The 18,150-nt window shown below is 60.8% G+C and carries 12 protein-coding genes and 3 pseudogenes; 4 read left to right on the forward strand and 11 right to left on the reverse strand.

Going from position 1 to position 18,150, the window contains the following annotated elements; genetic code table 11:
- Positions 1-278: 278 nt before the first annotated feature.
- A complete protein-coding gene (locus tag V1278_RS30850; protein ID WP_334383363.1) occupies positions 279-482 on the forward strand; it encodes a hypothetical protein in 204 nt (67 codons plus the stop codon).
- 59 nt (positions 483-541) lie between these two features.
- On the forward strand, positions 542-2,314 hold the full coding sequence (locus V1278_RS30855) for an adenylate/guanylate cyclase domain-containing protein (protein ID WP_334383364.1): 1,773 nt from the start codon (positions 542-544) through the stop codon (positions 2,312-2,314).
- 197 nt (positions 2,315-2,511) lie between these two features.
- Here the strand turns inward: V1278_RS30855 and V1278_RS30860 are convergent, their stop codons facing one another.
- The 4 genes and pseudogenes from V1278_RS30860 to V1278_RS37075 all read right to left on the reverse strand — a co-directional run.
- Positions 2,512-2,985, reverse strand: a complete 474-nt coding sequence (locus V1278_RS30860; RefSeq protein WP_334383365.1) for a VOC family protein — start codon at positions 2,983-2,985, stop codon at positions 2,512-2,514.
- 221 nt (positions 2,986-3,206) lie between these two features.
- Positions 3,207-4,267, reverse strand: a pseudogene (locus V1278_RS30865) (transposase).
- A gap of 186 nt (positions 4,268-4,453) precedes the next feature.
- Positions 4,454-7,507 (reverse strand): AAA family ATPase, encoded by a 3,054-nt coding sequence (locus V1278_RS30870; protein WP_334383366.1) that lies wholly within the window; start codon positions 7,505-7,507, stop codon positions 4,454-4,456.
- Between the two features lie 237 nt (positions 7,508-7,744).
- Positions 7,745-7,822, reverse strand: a pseudogene (locus V1278_RS37075) (zinc-ribbon domain-containing protein); the annotation flags it as partial.
- Positions 7,823-8,715: 893 nt separating this feature from the next.
- Here V1278_RS37075 and V1278_RS30880 point away from each other — a divergent pair.
- Positions 8,716-9,534, forward strand: coding sequence for a Crp/Fnr family transcriptional regulator (locus tag V1278_RS30880; protein WP_334384297.1), 819 nt, complete (start codon positions 8,716-8,718; stop codon positions 9,532-9,534).
- Between the two features lie 375 nt (positions 9,535-9,909).
- Here V1278_RS30880 and V1278_RS30885 read toward each other — a convergent pair whose 3' ends face one another.
- Positions 9,910-10,971 (reverse strand): IS630 family transposase, encoded by a 1,062-nt coding sequence (locus V1278_RS30885; protein ID WP_334384298.1) that lies wholly within the window; start codon positions 10,969-10,971, stop codon positions 9,910-9,912.
- Positions 10,972-11,059: 88 nt separating this feature from the next.
- Between V1278_RS30885 and V1278_RS30890 the strand changes: the two genes are divergently transcribed.
- Entirely contained in the window at positions 11,060-11,332 is a 273-nt protein-coding gene (locus tag V1278_RS30890; RefSeq protein WP_334367539.1) for a hypothetical protein, read from the forward strand.
- A gap of 190 nt (positions 11,333-11,522) precedes the next feature.
- Here the strand turns inward: V1278_RS30890 and phnY are convergent.
- From phnY to psrA, 6 genes and pseudogenes are all read right to left on the reverse strand, one after another.
- A pseudogene (phnY, locus tag V1278_RS30895) lies at positions 11,523-12,975 on the reverse strand (phosphonoacetaldehyde dehydrogenase).
- A gap of 11 nt (positions 12,976-12,986) precedes the next feature.
- Positions 12,987-14,231 carry a phosphonoacetate hydrolase gene (gene phnA / locus V1278_RS30900; RefSeq protein WP_334383368.1) on the reverse strand — a complete coding sequence of 415 codons (1,245 nt, stop codon included), beginning with the start codon at positions 14,229-14,231 and terminating at the stop codon, positions 12,987-12,989.
- A 115-nt stretch (positions 14,232-14,346) separates the two neighbouring features.
- Positions 14,347-15,144, reverse strand: a complete 798-nt coding sequence (gene phnE, locus V1278_RS30905; RefSeq protein WP_334367536.1) for a phosphonate ABC transporter, permease protein PhnE — start codon at positions 15,142-15,144, stop codon at positions 14,347-14,349.
- A 13-nt stretch (positions 15,145-15,157) separates the two neighbouring features.
- Entirely contained in the window at positions 15,158-15,979 is an 822-nt protein-coding gene (gene phnC / locus V1278_RS30910; protein ID WP_334367535.1) for a phosphonate ABC transporter ATP-binding protein, read from the reverse strand.
- Between the two features lie 50 nt (positions 15,980-16,029).
- Positions 16,030-16,905, reverse strand: coding sequence for a phosphonate ABC transporter substrate-binding protein (gene phnD / locus V1278_RS30915; RefSeq protein WP_334367534.1), 876 nt, complete (start codon positions 16,903-16,905; stop codon positions 16,030-16,032).
- An 82-nt stretch (positions 16,906-16,987) separates the two neighbouring features.
- Complete coding sequence (gene psrA, locus V1278_RS30920; RefSeq protein ID WP_334367533.1) at positions 16,988-18,079, reverse strand: iron-containing alcohol dehydrogenase PsrA; 1,092 nt, start codon at positions 18,077-18,079, stop codon at positions 16,988-16,990.
- Positions 18,080-18,150 lie beyond the last annotated feature (71 nt).

Below are 18,150 nucleotides of genomic sequence, written 5' to 3' on the forward strand. Positions count from 1 at the left end.
CAGTATCACGCGCGCGATGGCATTTACTTGGCCGATCCTCAAAACGCCGCGAGCCGCGCAAATATCGGTTTTGGATGTCTTGCGAGCCTCACGCACGAGAATCTGCGGCTGAGGCTATTGCGGCTCTCAGAGCGCTTAGAGCCAAATAGGCCGGAGCCCGCATCCTATTGCGCTAAAACAAGTGCGTGATAGGGGCAAGTCTGGAGCTGGCTTCGCGTGCGCCACATCTTCGATCGTCACGATAAAGTCAAATAGCTTATTAAGTCCGGATGTCTGAGTTGGAAGTCCCGCGTGTTGAGGGCCACGTCTGGCTTGCCGCAATGAGCGGACATGTCAGCTCGACCCGTTACTTCGACAGGCGCCAGGTTCCGGACCTGTGCAACGCTGGCTGGATGACGATGGCGTTCCTCATCGTGGTGGCGCTGGGATCCGCATCCGGCATCAGCGCAAGGTCCGAGTCTCTCGGCGGCCATCCCGCGTGAATTATCCCAGAGGCACAACATTCCGTGATAATATGGAGAGGAACTGGGGGAAGCCCCCAATGGCCTCAGATCAGACCAAACGCAAGCTCGCCGCTATTCTCGCCGCCGATATCGCCGGCTATAGCCGGCTGATGGGTGCGGACGAGGAGGGTACGCTTGCTCGCCTCAATCTCCTTCGCCGCGAGCTGATCGATCCAAAGAACAAGCAACATCGCGGCCGCATCGTGAAAACGACCGGTGATGGAATTCTAATTGAGTTTCCAAGCGTGGTGGATGCAGTACGCTGCGCGATCGAGGTTCAGCAGGGCATGGTTGACCGCAATGCCAACGTGCCGCAGGAAAAACGAATTGAGTTTCGCGTCGGGGTTAACCTTGGCGACGTGATGATCGAACGCCGAGACCTCTATGGCGATGGCGTGAACATCGCGGCGCGACTTGAGGAGCTGGCCGAACCCGGCGGCATATGTATCTCGCGTACAGTCCTCAGTCACGCGCGCGATAAGGTGTCTTTCGACGTCGAGGACGCGGGCGAACAAACGCTGAAGAATATCGCCCGGCCTGTCCACGTTTACCGTATCATCATCGATCCCAGCCAGCGGCCCGCGACGCGCAAAACTGAGATCCCGGCGCTCGCCTTGCCCGACAAACCGTCCGTCGCCGTGCTGCCATTCACCAACATGAGCGGCGATCCCGAGCAAGAGTTCGTCTCCGACGGGATCGCGGAGGATGTGATCACGGCACTATCGCACTATCCGTCGCTGTTCGTCATCGCCCGGAACTCTTCCTTCACCTACAAGGGTCGAGCGGTCGATGTGAAACAAGTCGGACGCGAGCTCGGCGTGCGCTATGTGCTCGAAGGTAGCGTGCGCAAGTCCGGCAATCGGATCCGCGTCACTGCGCAATTGATAGAGGCGGGAACCAGCAAGCATGTGTGGGCCGAGCGCTACGACCGCGATCTCGCCGATATTTTCGCGATGCAGGACGAGCTCACCGAAGCGCTGACGACCGCCCTGGCCCCCGCCATTGCAGACGCCGAGCTGCGACGCGCCATGCGCAAGCCACCGGAGAGCCTCGATGCCTGGGCGGCTTATCAACGCGGTCTGTGGCATCTGAGCAAAGCTACCCCAGACGACGATGCGACGGCAGAGGTTTTTTTTAAGCAGGCAATCGAGCTCGACCCGACCTTCGCCGGGGGCTACAGCGCGCTCGCCTTGTACCAGTTGCAAGCGGCCGCGATTTACCAAAAGCTGGATCTGCCAAACGCGCAACGCTCGGCCGAAACCCTGGCCCGTCGGGCGGTCGCGCTCGATGGCGCCGATGCAGAATCCCGTTCATGCCTCGGCTGGACCTTGCAAGCGCGCGGCGACGCCGACGGTGCGTTGGCGGAGATCGAGCGAGCTCTCTCTATGAGTCCAAATCTGGCCATCGCGCATGGCCACAGAGGCGCGACGTTGATCTTCGCAGGACGGCAAAGGGAAGGGCTCGCGGCTCTCGAAACCTGTATTAGGCTCGATCCCCGCGATCCGTATCTGGCAGTACGTTTGTTGCACGTTGCCTGTGGTCTGTATTTCTGCGGCGAATACGAGGCTTCGATCGAAGCCGCGAAACGGCTGATCCGGTCGTATCCCGATTTTCCAATGATCTACCGCTGGCCCGCGGCGGCGCTGGGCCAACTTGGGCGCACAACGGAAGCGAAGGGAGCATTGGAGAAGGCCGTCTCGCGCGCACCGCTAGCATTTGACATGTATGTCCGCAACAGAGCTCCGTGGTTTCGTCCGGAGGACCACGCTCATCTCGTCGAAGGCTTGCGCAAGGCCGGCTGGAAGGGTTGAGGCTGCGTAGAGCTCCGTTTCCGTCGCCGCCGCCCGATCCGGACGGCCTGTGATTTACAGGCGAATGTCCGCTATGGGTGGCGGTTGACCGGACCAACGGCGACTTCCGGTGTACCCCGGTGAACGGACATTCTCAGGATAGGCGGGTATGTCTCATACGTGACCAATAGCAGCCATCACGGACTTCCTGCCTCGACTCAGCCGCGGCGCGCCGCCTCGATCACAGCGATGTCTATTTTCCTCATTTTCATCATCGCATCAAACGCGCGCTTGGCTTCGTTGCCACCTGCCGCCATTGCTGCGGTCAGCACGCGGGGCGTAATTTGCCACGAAACGCCCCATTTATCTTTGCACCAGCCGCAGGCGCTCTCTTGGCCGCCATTGCCGACGATGGCATTCCAATAGCGGTCGGTCTCAGTTTGATCGTCAGTGGCGATCTGAAACGAGAAGGCTTCGTTGTGTTTGAACATGGGACCGCCGTTGATGCCGATACACGAGACGCCGGCAACATTGAATTCGACCGTAAGCACATCTCCCTTCTTGCCGGATGGGTAGTCACCCGGCGCACGGTGGACGGCACCCACAGTGCTATCAGGAAAGGTTTCGGCATAAAAACGAGCGGCTGCCTCAGCATCCCCATCGTACCATAGACAAATAGTGTTCTTTGCCATTGCATATCCACTCACTTTGACCCAAGCCCGGCGGGCTGGTTTAAGCCCTAAGGACGAAGTCAATTAACGCCTGCCGACATCTGGCCAAGTTTTTTTGACACGTCCGTGCGCGACCACTGCGGAAGCCCAAAGATCCGTCACCGCCTTAGTTCCGAAATGGGTCTTGGCCGTGCAAAAACGCTCTTCCAGGAAGTCGATGAGAGGCCAGGACCGGTTCGGTCTCAGGCGACGATCGCAGCCATCAGCGGCTTGGTCCCGACGATGTTCATGACCCGTGTCAGGTTATAGGCCAGGACCGAGAGAGCCATCTCGGCGGCTACTTTTGGAAGCGTTTTGGTGAGGAAGTGTGTCGCCCCATGCGGGCCTTCATCGTGCCGAACGGATGCTCGACCGTCTCGCGACGCACGCGCATGGCATGCGGGTTTGCATCAAGGCGCCGCTGCACGGCTTCGAGCAGATGCTCATGCTCCCATCGCGGAATCCGCCGCTCCGGTCCTGTCGTACACTGCGATTTAAGCGCACAATCTTGACAGGCTGTGGTCCAGTAGCCGACGACGCCGGAACCACGGCCGCTCGTCGCCATCGATCGGCTGTCGGGATCGGTCAGAGAGATTTGCTGGTCGGGCGACGCGAGCATCTGCTTCTCGTAGACGGCAAGCTTGCCATTTCTTCCTTCAGCTTCGTCAGTTTCTCGGTAAGCCTTGTCACCTTCGCCGCCAGCGCCTCCGTCGGTTCCTGTCGATCGGCGGTATCAATAGCGCGCGACGCTCTCCTCCAGCTGGGCACGCCGCCGCTCCACTTTCGCCCGTGTGAAGTTCTTATCCCGGTTGTTCACGGCTTTGAACTTGCTGCCATCGATGGCGACGCTCGCCGTCGCGAGAAGGCCCATCTCACGGCAGAGTTCGACGAAGCGCGCACAGACCTTGCGCAGCGCCAGGCCATTATCCTTCCGGAAGTCCGCGATCGTCTTGTGATCGGGAGCGAGCCGGCCCAGCCGCCACATCACCTCGACATTGCGTCCGGCTTCTCGTTCGAGCCGGCGGCTCGACTGCACCCGGTTTAGGTAGCCGTAAATGTAAAGCTTAAGCAGAACCGAGGGATGGTACGAGGGCCGACCAGTCGCCGCCGGCTCCACTCCTTCAAAGCTCATCTCCGCCAAATCGAGCGCACCGACAAACACGTCGATGACGCGGACGGGGTTGCCCTCGTCAATGAAATCATCGAGGCACTCGGGCAGTAGCGTCCATTGCCCACGATCGGCCTCCTCAACGAAGCGCCTCATCAGCTTCCCCCGCAGAATCACGAGAGAATCATAGCAAAGTAGCCGCGTTTTCACACAGCCAGGATCAGACTCGGAAGTCGGCCTCTGCAGGAAGCAGGTCCGCTCTTCCGCAAAAAGACGACATCCAATGTGCTTCAAGGCAGTCAGAATTCGGGCGGGCAATGACGATCAGCCGGGCTTCGACTTCTATGCGCTTAGTTCGTCGAGTAAGGCTCCCGCATTCTTCAAGTCGGGTGTATCGAAGCCCTCGGTGAACCAGCCATAAACCTGCGCGAGGAGACAGCGTGCTTCATTGCGCCTGTCCTGGTCGCACCAGAGTCGGGCGAGGCTGATGGCGGAGCGGAGTTCCCAGAGCTTCGCCTCCTGCTGGCGCGCGATCGCGATCGCGCGGAGAAAGTCGGCCTCCGCCTCGGCCTCAGCGTCCTGGTGAATGGTCCGCAACAGCTGGCCTCGCCGGCATCGCAGTTCGGCCTCGAACCACCGCACGCCCGATTTCTCGGTTAGAGACAAAGCCTCAGATAGTCGGCCGAGCCCGTCTTCGGGCGTTCCGGTCTTCACGTGCGCCGTGGCAAGCTGCGCGAGGTAGAACGGAAGAGTCCACGCCGCGCCGGATGCTTGGAATCCCTTGATCCCGAGCCGCAGCAGATCCATCCCGGCGTCTGGTTCGCCGGCCTCGACCAAGGTCCAGCCGCGATATGCCGTTCCCATCGCGAGAAAGAAGGCAAAGCCCTGCTCGGTAGTAAGCGCGATGAGCTCATCCGCGAGCAGGCGCACGGTCCGTGGATCGTCGAGCACGAAATGCAGCCGGCAGGCGACGCTTAACGCGAATGCGAGGCTGATGGGATGCGACAGCTCGCGCGCCTCTGCCAGGGCCTCCCTGCTCCGCGCCCGGGCCTGATCGGCGAAGCCCAAAAGCCCGAGTGTCAGCGACAGGAAGGAGAGCATCGCCACCCGGGCGTTCTCGGCGAACAGAAGCGTCAGAGATCGATGCTGCGTGGGATCGTAAAGTGCAAGCCCCTGCTCGAGGTGCGCGCGCGCCAGGCGCAACTCTCCGCGATGGAGCCAACTATCGCCGACCGCCCGATGACCGGCCACCCGGGCGGCCCTGTCGTTTTGTCGTCCGGCCAACTCAAGCAGTTCTTCGGCGGCGCGATGCGACAGTTTCGTCTCGGCGCGCACGTGGTGATGAACGAACTCGCCCCACAACGCCTTGAGCAGGTTCGGCGTGTCGTTCAGAAGCTCGCAGAGACGACGCGCCCGCGCGTAGGACTTTCCGGTCTCTTCGGCCGCATGGCCCCTTGCGGCGATCAGTGCGCCGCCGATTGCGAGTTGCAGTTGGAGTTCGGTGCGGCGGCTCTCGGCGGTGTCCGGTAGATCGGACAATAGATCGAGCGCCTTCCGCATCTGTCTGATCGCTTCTGCCGTGGCTGAGCGCGCCTTGGAACGTTCGCCGGCCTCCTGCCAATAGGAAACCGCCTTCTCGATCAGACCGGCATTTCCAAAGTGGTGCGCGAGGATCTCGGGTTGTGCTTCTGCCGTTGTCGCGAGCTTCGCCTCCAGTGCGCCAGCGATACGGCCGTGCAACTCGCGACGCTGGCCGCGCAGCAGCGTGCCGTATGCCGCGTCCTGCACCAATGCGTGTTTAAAGAGGAAGTGGGCATCGGGTGGTTCGCCGCGCCGAAACACCAACCCGGCACCTGTCAGCCGGTCTAGCGCCGATCGCAGCTCGCTCTCGCTCCGGCGCGCGGCGGCGGCGAGCAGATCGTAGGAGAACTCCCGGCCGATGGCCGCGCCGAGTTGCGCGACCTCCTTGGCGACCGGGCCAATACGGTCGAGCCTCGCCATCAGCGAAGCGTGCAAGGTGGGCGGCACTGCGAGCCGCGGGAGCGGTGCAGTGGAGACGGCGCGCTCGACCCCGGTGGCACCCGCTTCGAGCACAGCCTTGGTCAGTTCCTCGACGAACAGCGGCACACCGTCCGTTCGCTCGGCGATCTCAGTGACGAGCTCGGGCGGCAGTCCCCGGTCGCCTGTCATGCTCCGGATCAGCGCGGCGCCAGCGTTCTGATCAAGGCGGTTCAGAACCATCGTGCTGACGTGTGACTTTCTGGTCCATACAGACTGAAACTCGGGGCGGAAGGTGATCAGCGACAGCACCGGCAGGGTCGCCACCCGATCGATGGTCCGGTCCAGCAACTCGCGCGAGCTCGGATCGATCCATTGCGCGTCCTCGAAGACCATCATGACTGGGTGTCGCCGGGCCAGACCTTCAAGCTGCCGAAACAGGGCGTCAAAGGTCTTCTCTTTCTTTCGCTGGGGCGTAAGGGCAATCAGCAGATATCGCTCGCTGGTCGGGATCGATAGCAGCTCGGCAAGGATTGCTATGTCCTCGTCGGGCGGCAATGTTGGGGATAGCACCGCCCGCAGCTTGCTGAACCTGTGCTCCGGCGTGTCCTCGCGCTCGAAATCGACGGTTCGCTGCAGCTGAGCAATGAAGGGATACAGCGCGCTATCCTGATGATGCGGCGCGCAGAAATATCGCAAGCGAGTGTGCGGCTCGTCCCCGATGCGCTCCTGGAGAGCCGCGACGAGGCGCGATTTGCCAATCCCCGGCTCCCCCGCCAGCAACACTACCTGGCCAGTGCCCGTCCTGGCACGCTGCCAATGCTGTACCAGCAGCTCAAGCTCCTCCTCGCGCCCAACCAATGGCGTGAGCTCTGCCGCGTGGAACGCCTCGAAGCGGCTTTCCGCCGTTCCCTCACGCAGCACCCGCCAGGCGCGCACCGGGGCGGCGAAGCCCTTCAGCATCACCGCGCCGAGATCCTCGTAATCAAAGAGCCCGCCGATGAGCCGCCGCGTGTCCTCGGCGATTACCACCCCGTCGGGCTCGGCGAGCGCTTGCAGTCGGGCGGCCAGGTTCGGCGTTTCGCCGAGCACCGCCTGCGGCTCGGCGGCCTCACTGCCGATGAGGTCCCCCACGATAACCAGACCAGTCGCGAGCCCGAGACGCACCCGCAGCTCGAGATCCGGTGGGGCGCTCGGCGCGTGCCGGGCCGCGGCGATCTCAAGCGCGGCGCGCACCGCGCTCTCGGGATCATCCTCACGCGCTGAAGGATGACCGAACAGGATCAGCATGCCATCGCCGATGTAGCGGCTGATCGTGCCCCCGTACTTGCGGACGATGGCCGCCACACCATCGCGGTACTCGGCGATGACCTCCCGTAGATCTTCCGGGTCGAGCATGATCGCAAGCGCCGTCGAGCCGACGAGGTCGCAGAACATCACTGTGAGTTGGCGGCGCTCGGCGGAAGATTTTGGCGCGGATGACAAGGTCGATGGCTCCGTGACCCGCACCACGGTGGACGTCGCCGGTCGAGCCGCTGCCGATACTCGCGCGGCTTCCGTCGGCGTAAGCGCTGCGCCGCAGTCGCCGCAGAACCTTTTACCCGACGGGTTGTCGGCTCCGCACGCAGGGCAGCGCACGAATAGCGGCGCGCCGCAGTCGCCGCAGACTTTCTTACCCTCTGGGTTGACTCTGCCGCAGCTCGGGCAATCCATGTCGCACCCGATCCAATTGCTGATCTACATGAGCTCTCATCGGTTTTCCTCTAAGAGCGAACCTTCAGAGCGCGACATTGCTCCTTGGTTCCGGCAATTCCGGGCTAATGCAATTGGGAAGCTTCCTGGTTGTTGCATTTGCCATTTCGAACGCAGCTGCGACCTGCGCGATCAAGGACAGTTTGTTCATGGCAAGCTCCCTAGAAAACAGGGACAATCGCACCACGACTTCCAGCAATAATCTTAGTCCAATCCGCTCGCACCAAATGTGCGCCGTTTCACATCATTCAGTTTGTCCGCTCCTGGCAGCCTTAGGCTTCAACTTGCACGGGCTCCAACCGAGCATCGTGCGCAGTTCAAGTGAGCACATGGACAACGCGCTGTATGGAAGGCATGAACCTCCAAAGGACTGCGCGCCGATAAATGGGCGGTCGGCAGACAAACCAGACACTCAACGGTCAAACGGTCAGCAATTCAATCGACGTCGGCGATGAATGACAGGACATGTCGAGCCCAGTCCCTTGCGTGGGTCATATGCGGCGGGGAGGCCAGCGCGGATCGATGTCCGATCTACCGCAGACAACCGACGTGACAACGGCCTAAGTGTTGCTCGGCTGAGGGCCAGACTCGGAAGTTCCCGATTTTTGCGACACTATTGCCCTGCACTTGCGAAAGCCGCCTGGGAGCCGGCGTTACCTCTCTTCAGCTCAGGGCAGATGCAACGGCAAAGCGAACTAGAGAGCGGGCAATTGCCGAATTCACCGCCCGAGGTAAAATCGATCGATTGCACCGAGACCGCTGGTAATCTTACTCAAACGGTCGTTATCCGACTTCAATTATCAGTATCCGGGATATCCGACGAATACCGACGGCTTTGCGCGGAGGATGATCCGATGGAGTCCAGCAGTGCAGATTCTTCGACGATACTAGACCGCATTCTTGATGCGGCGGCGGACAATCTCAGGATCGCAAAGATTCTGGTTCAGATGGGTCTCGATCCCAACAACATCACCTACGACGTACTATTCAACCGGCTGCTGGAAATTGTGCTGGCCAACATCACGCTTGCCAATATGTTCGCCCTGGTTGGCGCCATCTTTCTTGTCGCTACCTTGCTGATGCATACAATGGTGCCGCTGCGCGTCGCGAACATGGCCGGCTGTACATTCTTCGTCGCCTTTGGCGCGCTCTCCGGAAACGTCGGAACTTTTATCCTGTATCTGCTGTTGCTGCCGATCAATGCAATTCGCCTCCGCCAGATGCTCAATCTGATCAAGAGGGCACGCATCGCGACGGAGGGCGATACCTCATTGGAATGGCTCAAACCGTTCATGACCGAGCGCAAATATCGCAGCGGCGATAAATTGTTCAAGAAAGATGATGCGGCCACCGAGATGTTCCTGACGGTCACTGGAAAGTTCCTGGTCACGGAGATCAGCGTCGAAATTCCGCCGGGACGTCTCATGGGCGAACTTGGCTTCCTTACTCCCAATAAACGGCGAACCGCGACCGTCGAATGCATAGAAGACGGACAAGTCCTGACCATAACTTATGAAAGGCTGCTCGAAATCTACTTTCAAAATCCGCAATTCGGCTATTACTTTCTCGTCCTGACCAGCCAGCGCCTGCTGGAAAACATCTCGCGGCTCGAAGGAATTATCGCACAAGAGAAAGCCGCGCGGCAGACTCTAGCCACGGATGACATAGCTTAACCTTTGGCTCTTGATGTCCCGCACTTTTGGTAACAGGACATCCCGACGCAGTGCGGGTTTCGCGAGGCAACAATTTCCGGTTCGGGCAATCCCGTCGTTCCGACCGTGCGTCAATCACTTCCGGTCTACCCCGATAAGCAGACGTTTTCTGAGCCCGTCGGCATGTCTCAAAGGGGCCAGGATGCGAAGAACTCACCGTGAGCAAAACTGTGCGTTGAGGAGCTGCTGGGCACAACCCTGCCCGAATTGAAGAATCGGTTGTTACGGTAAGCGGGACACACCGGCTCGGCAGGTCCCTGACCAAGCCCGTTGCCTGCTCGCCAAGGCCGCATTTCTGGACCGCACTAGTGTCCTGAACCAAAAGTCCGTGGCATTTTAAGCGCTGGTTGGCAGATTGTAAGCGCAGAAGCGTTCGACTGATCTGAGAATATCGTCGGCTGATTTTTGTCCATCGGAACGGCTTGGGTTGTTGTTATGGTGTTCGATAAAGGACATGATCTCGGCGCGTAGTGCAGCCACACTGCGATAGATGCCGCGCCGGATCTTGCGCTCGGTGATGAGTGCAAAGAAACGTTCGACCTGATTGAGCCAGGATGAACTGGTTGGCGTCAAATGGACGTGCCAGCGCGGCCTCTTGGCCAGCCAGTTGCGGATCAGCGGCGTCTTGTGGGTTGCGTAATTGTCCATGACGAGATGAACGTCCAGACCGTCGGGTACGGCGGCTTCGATCTCGTCGAGAAATTTGCGGAACTCTTTGGCGCGATGGCGCCCGTAACACTTGCCGATGACCCGACCGGTTGCGATGTCGAGGGCAGCAAACAGCGATGTGGTGCCGTGACGTTTGTAGTCGTGACTACGGCGCGCCGGCTGGCCAGGTCGCATGGGCAGCATGGGCTGGCTGCGGTCCAGCGCCTGAATCTGCGACTTCTCATCGACACACAGCACGATGGCGCGCTCGGGCGGGGCCACGTAGAGGCCGACGACGTCACGAACCTTGGCCACGAAATCGGGGTCGGTCGAGAGCTTGAAGGTCTCCAACCGGTGCGGTTGCAGGCCGAACGCGCGCCATATCCGCTGTACGGTCGAGACTGACAGCCCGCTAGCCCGCGCCATGCCGCGCGAACTCCAGTGGGTGGCATCGGGGGGCTTCGTCTCAAGGGTGCGAACGATCATCGCCTCGATGCGGGCATCCTCGATCGTGCGCGGTGTCCCCGATCGCGGCTCGTCCCGAAGACCTTCAAGCCGACGTTCGGCGAAGCGCTGACGCCACTTGCTGACCGTGTCGGGGTCAATACCCAGGCGGGCCGCTACGACCTTGCTCTGCTCGCCCTCAGCACATGCCAGGATGATCTGAGCCCGCAGCGCCAAGCCCTGCGCCGTGCTCCGGCGCGATGCCAGCGACGTCAACTCGGCGCGTTCCACATCGTCGAGCCCCAGTGAAGGTCCGCTATCATCGAGTCGATTTGGAGTCCGCTATACTTCTGATTGAGGACACTAGTTTCGCACCAGAAACAGCCTGAACGAAATGCAGACGCGATCAAACGCAACCGAAACCGCAGCAAAAACAACGAAGCCGATCGTTATCCCGCCGCTCATAACGGTCTGGTTGCAGGTTCGAGTCCTGCCGGGCCCACCAGCCTTCTACGGCTCGGCAAGCCATCCTGCGATCATCAACGGGAAAGACAGCCGCAAGGCCGACGTGGTTCGCGGTCCCAACCAAAATATCGAAAACAACCCCATGCAAAGTAGCATGGTGGTCGCGGGCATGGATGCTTGCAATCCCGCGAGAACATTTTGACACGTCGGGCAAATCAGGGGCACTATTCAATGATCGCGCAATTTGAAAAACGCCCATGGGCCTGCCCGACAACGGGCTCTTCGGCGCGATTGCAGGCAAAATCCTTACCTACAACTGAATTGCCCCGACCTCCTTCAATCGGGGGTTGAGCCAAGTCTCTCAAAAAAAGCATGAGCGGCTCCGCAACAACTTAACCCTGCCAGGGCAGCGAGTACGTCCGGACGTTGGTGAACCCTTTCATGGCCTCCACAACTCCCTCCTTGTAGCCCTGCCCGGAGTCCTTGATGCCGCCGAACGGCGACATCTCGGTGCGATAGCCCGGCACCTCCCACACGTTCACGGTGCCGACCTCAAGTTCGTTGATGAAGCGCGTAATGTAATCGAGGCGATTTGTGCAAACTCCGGAAGACAGCCCGTAGGCTGTCGAATTGGAAATGCGGATCACCTCTGCGATGTCGTTCGGACAGCGAATCATCGGGATCACTGGTCCAAACGTCTCCTCATGCACGAGTTCGCAATTGTACGGCACGCGGTCGACGACGGTTGGGGCATAGAGGGCGCCCTGGCGATCGTTGCCGTGAAGCAGCTCGGCGCCCTTCGTCACCGCGTCATTGACACGGTTCTCGAACAGAACAGCGGATCGTTCATTGATGACCGTGCCAATATCGGTTTCCGGATCGGCCGGGTCACCGCATTTCAGCTTCCTGGCCTTTTCGAGCACGCATTTCGAGAATTCATCGGCGATCTTCTCGACGACGAGAATGCGCTTCACGGCTGTGCAGCGCTGGCCCGAATTCTTCGTCGCGCCCTGCACGGCCAGCTCGGCCGCCTTGTCGAGGTCGGCGTCCTCCATGACGATCAGCGGATCGTTGCCGCCGAGTTCGAGCACGATACGCTTGTAGCCTGCGGTGCGGGCGATGTGCTTGCCGACCCGAACGGAGCCCGTGAAAGTAACCAGGTCTGCGTCCGGATCCGTGATCATCGCATCGCCCATCGTGGACGGATTACCCGTGACCACGGAGAGCATCTCAGGCGGCAGTCCCGCTTCGTAGAGCACGTCCGCGAGTGCAAGTGCGGTCAGCGGAGTCAGCTCAGTCGGTTTGAGAACGACCCGGTTGTTCGTTGCGATCGCAGGCGCGAGCTTGTGGCTCACCATGTTGAGCGGATGATTGAATGGCGTGATCGCCGAGATGACGCCCAGCAACGGGGTCCGCAGCGTGTGGATACGGCGCGCCTTGCCGTTCGGCGAGATGTCGCAGGCATAGGACTCGCCGTCGTCCTTGACCGCGAGTTGTGCGGCGAACGACCAGACGTCGTAGGCGCGCGTCGACTCGTAGATCGCGTCCTTCCAGCAGAGGCCGGACTCCGCGGATATGATACGCGCGAAGGATGCGCGCCGACCGCGCAGCAGTTCAGCAGCCTTCTGCAGAATTTGCTGACGCTCGAAGCGCGACAGTTTTGGCTTGAACGCTTTCGCCTTGCCAAACGCTTCGCGCACGTGTTCGGGGGCGCGCTGCCGGCACGGTGCCGACGAGCGACCCGTCGTAGGGATTGCGGACCTCGATCACATCGTCGGTCGTGACGTGTTTGCCGGCAATGCGCAACGCCTCTCGCTTTGCCGCGTAACTGAAAGGCACGTTCATGGCATCGATCCTCAGGCTACGAGATTCAACGCGACGTCGAAGACGTCGAAATTGCGCAGCATACGGCCGGCAGGAACCACGATCTTTCGATTCGCGATCATCGGCACGGTCTGCTCCGTGAGACCGCCGTGCGAACGCAGCGGCTCAGTTAGTCCCGACAGATCGTGCTTGGCGGCGGAGGTGCCGAGCACCTTGTGTTTCGACGACAGCACGACGACGTCGCCAATACGGTCGGCCGGAAGCTCGAACCGCTTGCACGCCTCTTCCGCCGGGATCGCAACCTCGACCCCCGCGATAGTCTTGATGTGATCGAGCACGGCTTGCCGCTTGTCGTTATCGACGTAGACAGTCGCGAATGAGCCGAGCGCACCATGATGCGCGACGTACGGGTCTGTGATCGGCAGAATCACGCGCGTCATCCCGGCACCGAATTTCCCGTCAAGGATCTCCTGCAGGTAGATGACGTCCGGCTCGCCGTTTGGCAGATGTTTGTCGTTCATGCCGTGATCGGCGGTCATCACCAGCACGCAGCCCAGCGCATCGAGCTCTCCGACGTAGCGGTCGAACATCTTGTAGAAGCTGTCGGCGATCGCAGAACCCGGCGCCGCCTTGTGCTGCACGTAGTCCGTGGTCGAAAGATACATCACGTCCGGCCGGAAGGTCTTGAGCAGCTTGACGCCGGCCGCGAAGACGAACTCCGACAGATCGGCCGAATAGACTTCCGGCAATTTCATACCGACGAATTCGAGCACGTTTTCGATGCCGTTTTCGACCATGTTGGCCTTGTCGGCCTTCTCCGACGAGAACGCGATGGCGGTCCCCTTTTGGAAGTCGAGGCCCTTCCCCAGCAGCGTGCGCAACTTGTCCTTCGCGGTCACCATGGCGACCTTGCTGCCGGCCTTCTGGAACTCGGCGAGGATCGTGGGTGCGCGCAGGAAGCGGGCGTCGTTCATCATTACTTCCTGCTTTACCTCGCGGTCATAGAAGAAGTTGCCGGCGATGCCGTGCACGGCCGGCGGTCGGCCGGTGATGATCGACAGGTTGTTCGGGTTTGTGAAGCTCGGGATCACCGACAGCGCGAGCGTGTTCGTGCCGGTCTTCAGTATCCGTTCGAGGTTGGGGCAGAGTCCCTTCTCGATAGCGCGCTCGATATAGCCGGGCTCGGAACCGTCGATACAAATGACGACGGTCGGGGTATTGGGGACGCGATAGCTGCGGCCATTCGTCGTCACGGAAGCGGGAGTACGTGTGAGCATGGCTCATCCTTTCCAGTGTTGCGCCACGCGGTGACGCTCTAAGGGGTGTCTTTTTCCCGGCAATACCGAGAGGCGGATAAAGTGGCCGGCAATGTTCGGTGCCGGCCGAGTTGCGTCAGCGGATCATCGAGCGGACGCGGGAGGAAAGGAGGTCGGTGACCAACACCATCGCAAGGATGACCAGGATGCAGGTCGCCGTGTCCTGATATTGGAACAGCTTCATCGAGGACACGAGTTCGAAACCGATGCCGCCCGCGCCGACCATGCCGAGCACGGTGGATTGGCGCACGTTGGTCTCGAGACGGTAGAAGATGGTACCGAGCCAGGCCGGCAGCACTTGCGGCAGCACGCCGAAGAAGAAGGTCTTGAACGGGCCGGCGGCGGCCGAGCGGAACGCTTCGAGCGGACCTTCGTCGATGTCTTCCATGGCTTCGGCAAAGAACTTGCCGAGCATACCCGCGCCGTGGATGGCGAGAGCGAGCACGCCGGCGAACGGGCCGAGGCCGATGGCAGCGACGAAGATCAGCGCCAGGATAATCTCGTTGATGCCGCGCATGCAGTTCAGCACTTGGCGGGTGAAGTGATAAATCGCCGGATGCGGTGAAAGGTTGCGAGCCGCAAAAAAGCTGATCGGCAGCGAGATCGCCACGCCGAGCAACGTTCCCCAGATCGCGACCTGCAGGCTTTCCAGCGCGGGCCGCCAGAGCTTCTCAATGAACTCCAGATTCGGCGGCATCATGCGGACCAGAAAGTCCCACATATAAGGGATGCCGTTCCAGAGATTGGCCGCGTTGATCTGCGATCCGACTGCAGCCCAATACAGGAAGCCCACGATCACCAGACCGAGGACGCCGGTGCCCCACCAGCCGAAGCGGCCCTGAGGCGGACGAAGAACGAGTTGGTAGCTGGACATGGTCGTCTCCTGCTCAGGCGGATGCCGCAAGGGCGATGGGATCGAGCGAATTCGACACCAGGCGTGGGCCGGCATTCGGCCGCAACACGCGGGCGACGCCCGGATCTTCCAATCCCGGATAGATCTGGTGCACGACGTCGACAGTGAGGTGGTCCGGCGTATCGTCGAACACCACTTTGCCTCCCGAGAGACCAACGATGCGCTCGCCAAATTCGACTGCGTAGTCGACCTGATGCAGATTGCAGATGACGGCGATGCCTTCTTCCTTGCAGATCGCCTTGAGATAGCCGAGCACGACACGCGAGGTTTTCGGGTCGAGGCTGGCCACCGGCTCGTCGCACAGGATGACCGCCGGGCGTTGGGCCAGCGCACGGGCAATGCCGATGCGCTGCTGCTCGCCGCCGGAGAGCTGGTCGGCGCGCGCCATTGCCTTGTGTGTCAGCTCGACGCGCTGAAGACATTCCATTGCGATCTCGACGTCCTTCGTCGGGAAGATTTGAAGCGCCGAGAGGATCGACGACATCCCGGCCATGCGACCGACCAGGATGTTCTTGAGTACGGTGAGTCGCTTTACCAGGTTGTGGTGCTGGAAGATCATCGCGACCGGGCGCAAGCGTCCGCCGGCCGCGCGTTTGGAGTCGAAGATCGTGCCGTCGATGACGATCTGGCCGGCGTCCGGCGGCGTGAGGCCGTTGATGCAACGGAGCATGGTGGATTTTCCGGCGCCGCTCGGCCCCAGCACGACGAGGAATTCGCCTGACTTGACTTCGAGGTCGATGCCCTGGAGCACCGGCTTCCCGCCGTAAGATTTCTTCAAACCTGCGATCTTGATCATCTGAGCAGTCCTATGCCGGAGGGTGGTTACGGCGGGTCAGCGCAGCGGGCTCATTTCATCTTTTTCAGATCGAGATTGAGCGCCTTTGCGGTATCCCGAATCACATCGTAGGCCGCATCGTTGGTTTCGACGAAGCGGTTGAGCTTGCCCTGGTCGGCCCAGGTGATGTCCTTGATGTTAAAGAACGCGGTCTTGATCTTTGCCTTCAGTTCCGGTGTCAGATTCTTGCGCCACACCGTCGGCGATTCCGGGATCGGGTCAGAACTCCACACGACGTGGATGTCCTCGCGCTTGACGAGATTCTTCTGCACTGCGGCGTCGAAGATGCGGTCAGCGATGGTGGCCGCGTCGACACGCTTGTTGGCGACCGCCAGTGCGTTGGCATCGTGCGAGCCGGTGAAAAGAACGCGGCCAAAGAACTTCTCCGGGTCGATTCCGAGCTTGAGCAGGCCGGCCTTGGGGAAGAGATGGCCGGAAGTCGAAGACGGATCGACGAACGCGAAGGTCCTGCCCTTCAGATCGTTGATGTCCTTGATGCCACTGTCTTTCCGTGTGATGATCTGGCTGTGATAGAAAGTACGTCCGGACTTTTGTGTCTCGGCGGTAGCAAACGCCTCGATGTTGGCCACGGAGGCGCCGAGCACATAGGAGAACGGGCCGAGATAGGCCACCTCGATGTGACCGGCGCGCATCGCCTCGATGACGCCGTTGTAGTCGGCGGCAACGAACCCCTGCACCTTCATGCCGAGATTCTTTTCGAGCGCATCGAGCAGCTGCTGGCTCGACGCCAGCATCGCGCGAGAATCTTCTGATGGAATGAGACCGACGCGGATCACACCCTCTGCACGCAACACATTCGGCATGGCGACCAAGGCGCCGGCCACAGCAACGGACCCGACGAGCATTTTCCGACGCGTGATGTTCATGTTTTCCTCCTGTGATTCCGTTGGTCTTTTTGACCATTGCCGGTGGTTTGTGATGGGCGCGTTCGCCTCTAAGTCTGTTTCACTACGCTGCCTTGACCGTCTGCCTTCCAATGAAATTCCTGCCGCGCTCGCCTTCCAGCGCCTTCTCGACCAGGCGTGTCCATTCCGCCGGCGAAACGCCGTAGGCGGCAGGATCAGTCTTGACGCCGATCCCCTCGAGGAAAGACCGCAGCTTGCGGACACCTTCGCTGAGGTCCGGGCCAAAGATGCGGCGCAGTGCGGCGTCGCAGTCGGGGCTGTTGCCTATTGCCCACCCCATCACGATCGGCAGCGAGAACGAACAGGCGATGCCGTGGATCAGTCCGATCTTCAGCGTAATGTCGTAGGAGATGTTGTGGGCCAAAGCCGTCTTGGTCTGCGAGAAAGCGAAGCCGGCGAGCAGGCTGCCGCGCGCCTGACGGGTGCGCAGATCGATATCGCCGAGATTGTCGAGCAGGCCCGGCAGCGTTTCGATGATCTCGCGCGCGGCCTCGACCGCGAAGCCGGCCGAGACCGAGTTGGCGTTGACGTTCCAGATGCTCTCGAGCGCATGTGACAGGGAGTCGAGACCGGTCGCCAGGGTCAGCCCTCGCGGCGCCCCAAGGATAAGCTGCGGATCGAGCACGGCGGCTTCGGGATAGAGCAACGGATGCGCCAGCGAATACTTGCTGCCGTTGGCCGAGTCCCACACGGTTGCCCAATGGGTGACTTCGCTGCCTGTTCCGGAAGTAGTCGGCACCGCAATGATCGGCACGATCGCCGACGTGTCCAGCGGGACCTTCTCGGTAAGATGGCGGCGGACATTCTCGAAGTCGCCCTTGCTTGCAGCCAGCACCTTGGCCGCATCCATCATCGAGCCGCCACCGAGGGCAACGATGACTTCAGGCGCTTGCATTGCAGCGCCGAAGACACGGCAGGAATTCACCAGATCGGCGCAGTCCGGGTTGGTCTCGATATTGTCGATGACGGCAACCGGCTCGCCCGCGACCTTTGTAAGGCGCGCCGCCAGGTCGTTGAAAATCGGTTGATTATAGGTCACGAGGGCATAGCGGCGCTTGCCGATCAGACCTCCGACTTCATCGAATGTCCCTGCGCCGAAGCGAACTTTTACGGGATTCCAGTAGGCCCACCGCATAACGTTCCACCCTTGATCGCGCCTGAAGCGCTGCTACTTCCGCGCTTCTCGTGAGCGCTCGTTGTGGTCCG

This window comes from Bradyrhizobium sp. AZCC 1577, from assembly GCF_036924575.1.
Taxonomy (GTDB): Bacteria; Pseudomonadota; Alphaproteobacteria; order Rhizobiales; family Xanthobacteraceae; genus Bradyrhizobium.

Coding starts and splice junctions, on each gene's coding strand:
- phnA (WP_334383368.1), bottom strand. CDS start 14,231: ATGCTCACACGTACTCCCGCTTCCGTGACGACGAATGGCCGCAGCTAT.
- V1278_RS30880 (WP_334384297.1), top strand. CDS start 8,716: ATGGAGTCCAGCAGTGCAGATTCTTCGACGATACTAGACCGCATTCTT.
- phnC (WP_334367535.1), bottom strand. CDS start 15,979: ATGATCAAGATCGCAGGTTTGAAGAAATCTTACGGCGGGAAGCCGGTG.
- psrA (WP_334367533.1), bottom strand. CDS start 18,079: ATGCGGTGGGCCTACTGGAATCCCGTAAAAGTTCGCTTCGGCGCAGGG.
- V1278_RS30890 (WP_334367539.1), top strand. CDS start 11,060: ATGCAGACGCGATCAAACGCAACCGAAACCGCAGCAAAAACAACGAAG.
- phnD (WP_334367534.1), bottom strand. CDS start 16,905: ATGAACATCACGCGTCGGAAAATGCTCGTCGGGTCCGTTGCTGTGGCC.
- V1278_RS30855 (WP_334383364.1), top strand. CDS start 542: ATGGCCTCAGATCAGACCAAACGCAAGCTCGCCGCTATTCTCGCCGCC.
- V1278_RS30870 (WP_334383366.1), bottom strand. CDS start 7,507: ATGCTCGACCCGGAAGATCTACGGGAGGTCATCGCCGAGTACCGCGAT.
- V1278_RS30860 (WP_334383365.1), bottom strand. CDS start 2,985: ATGGCAAAGAACACTATTTGTCTATGGTACGATGGGGATGCTGAGGCA.
- phnE (WP_334367536.1), bottom strand. CDS start 15,144: ATGTCCAGCTACCAACTCGTTCTTCGTCCGCCTCAGGGCCGCTTCGGC.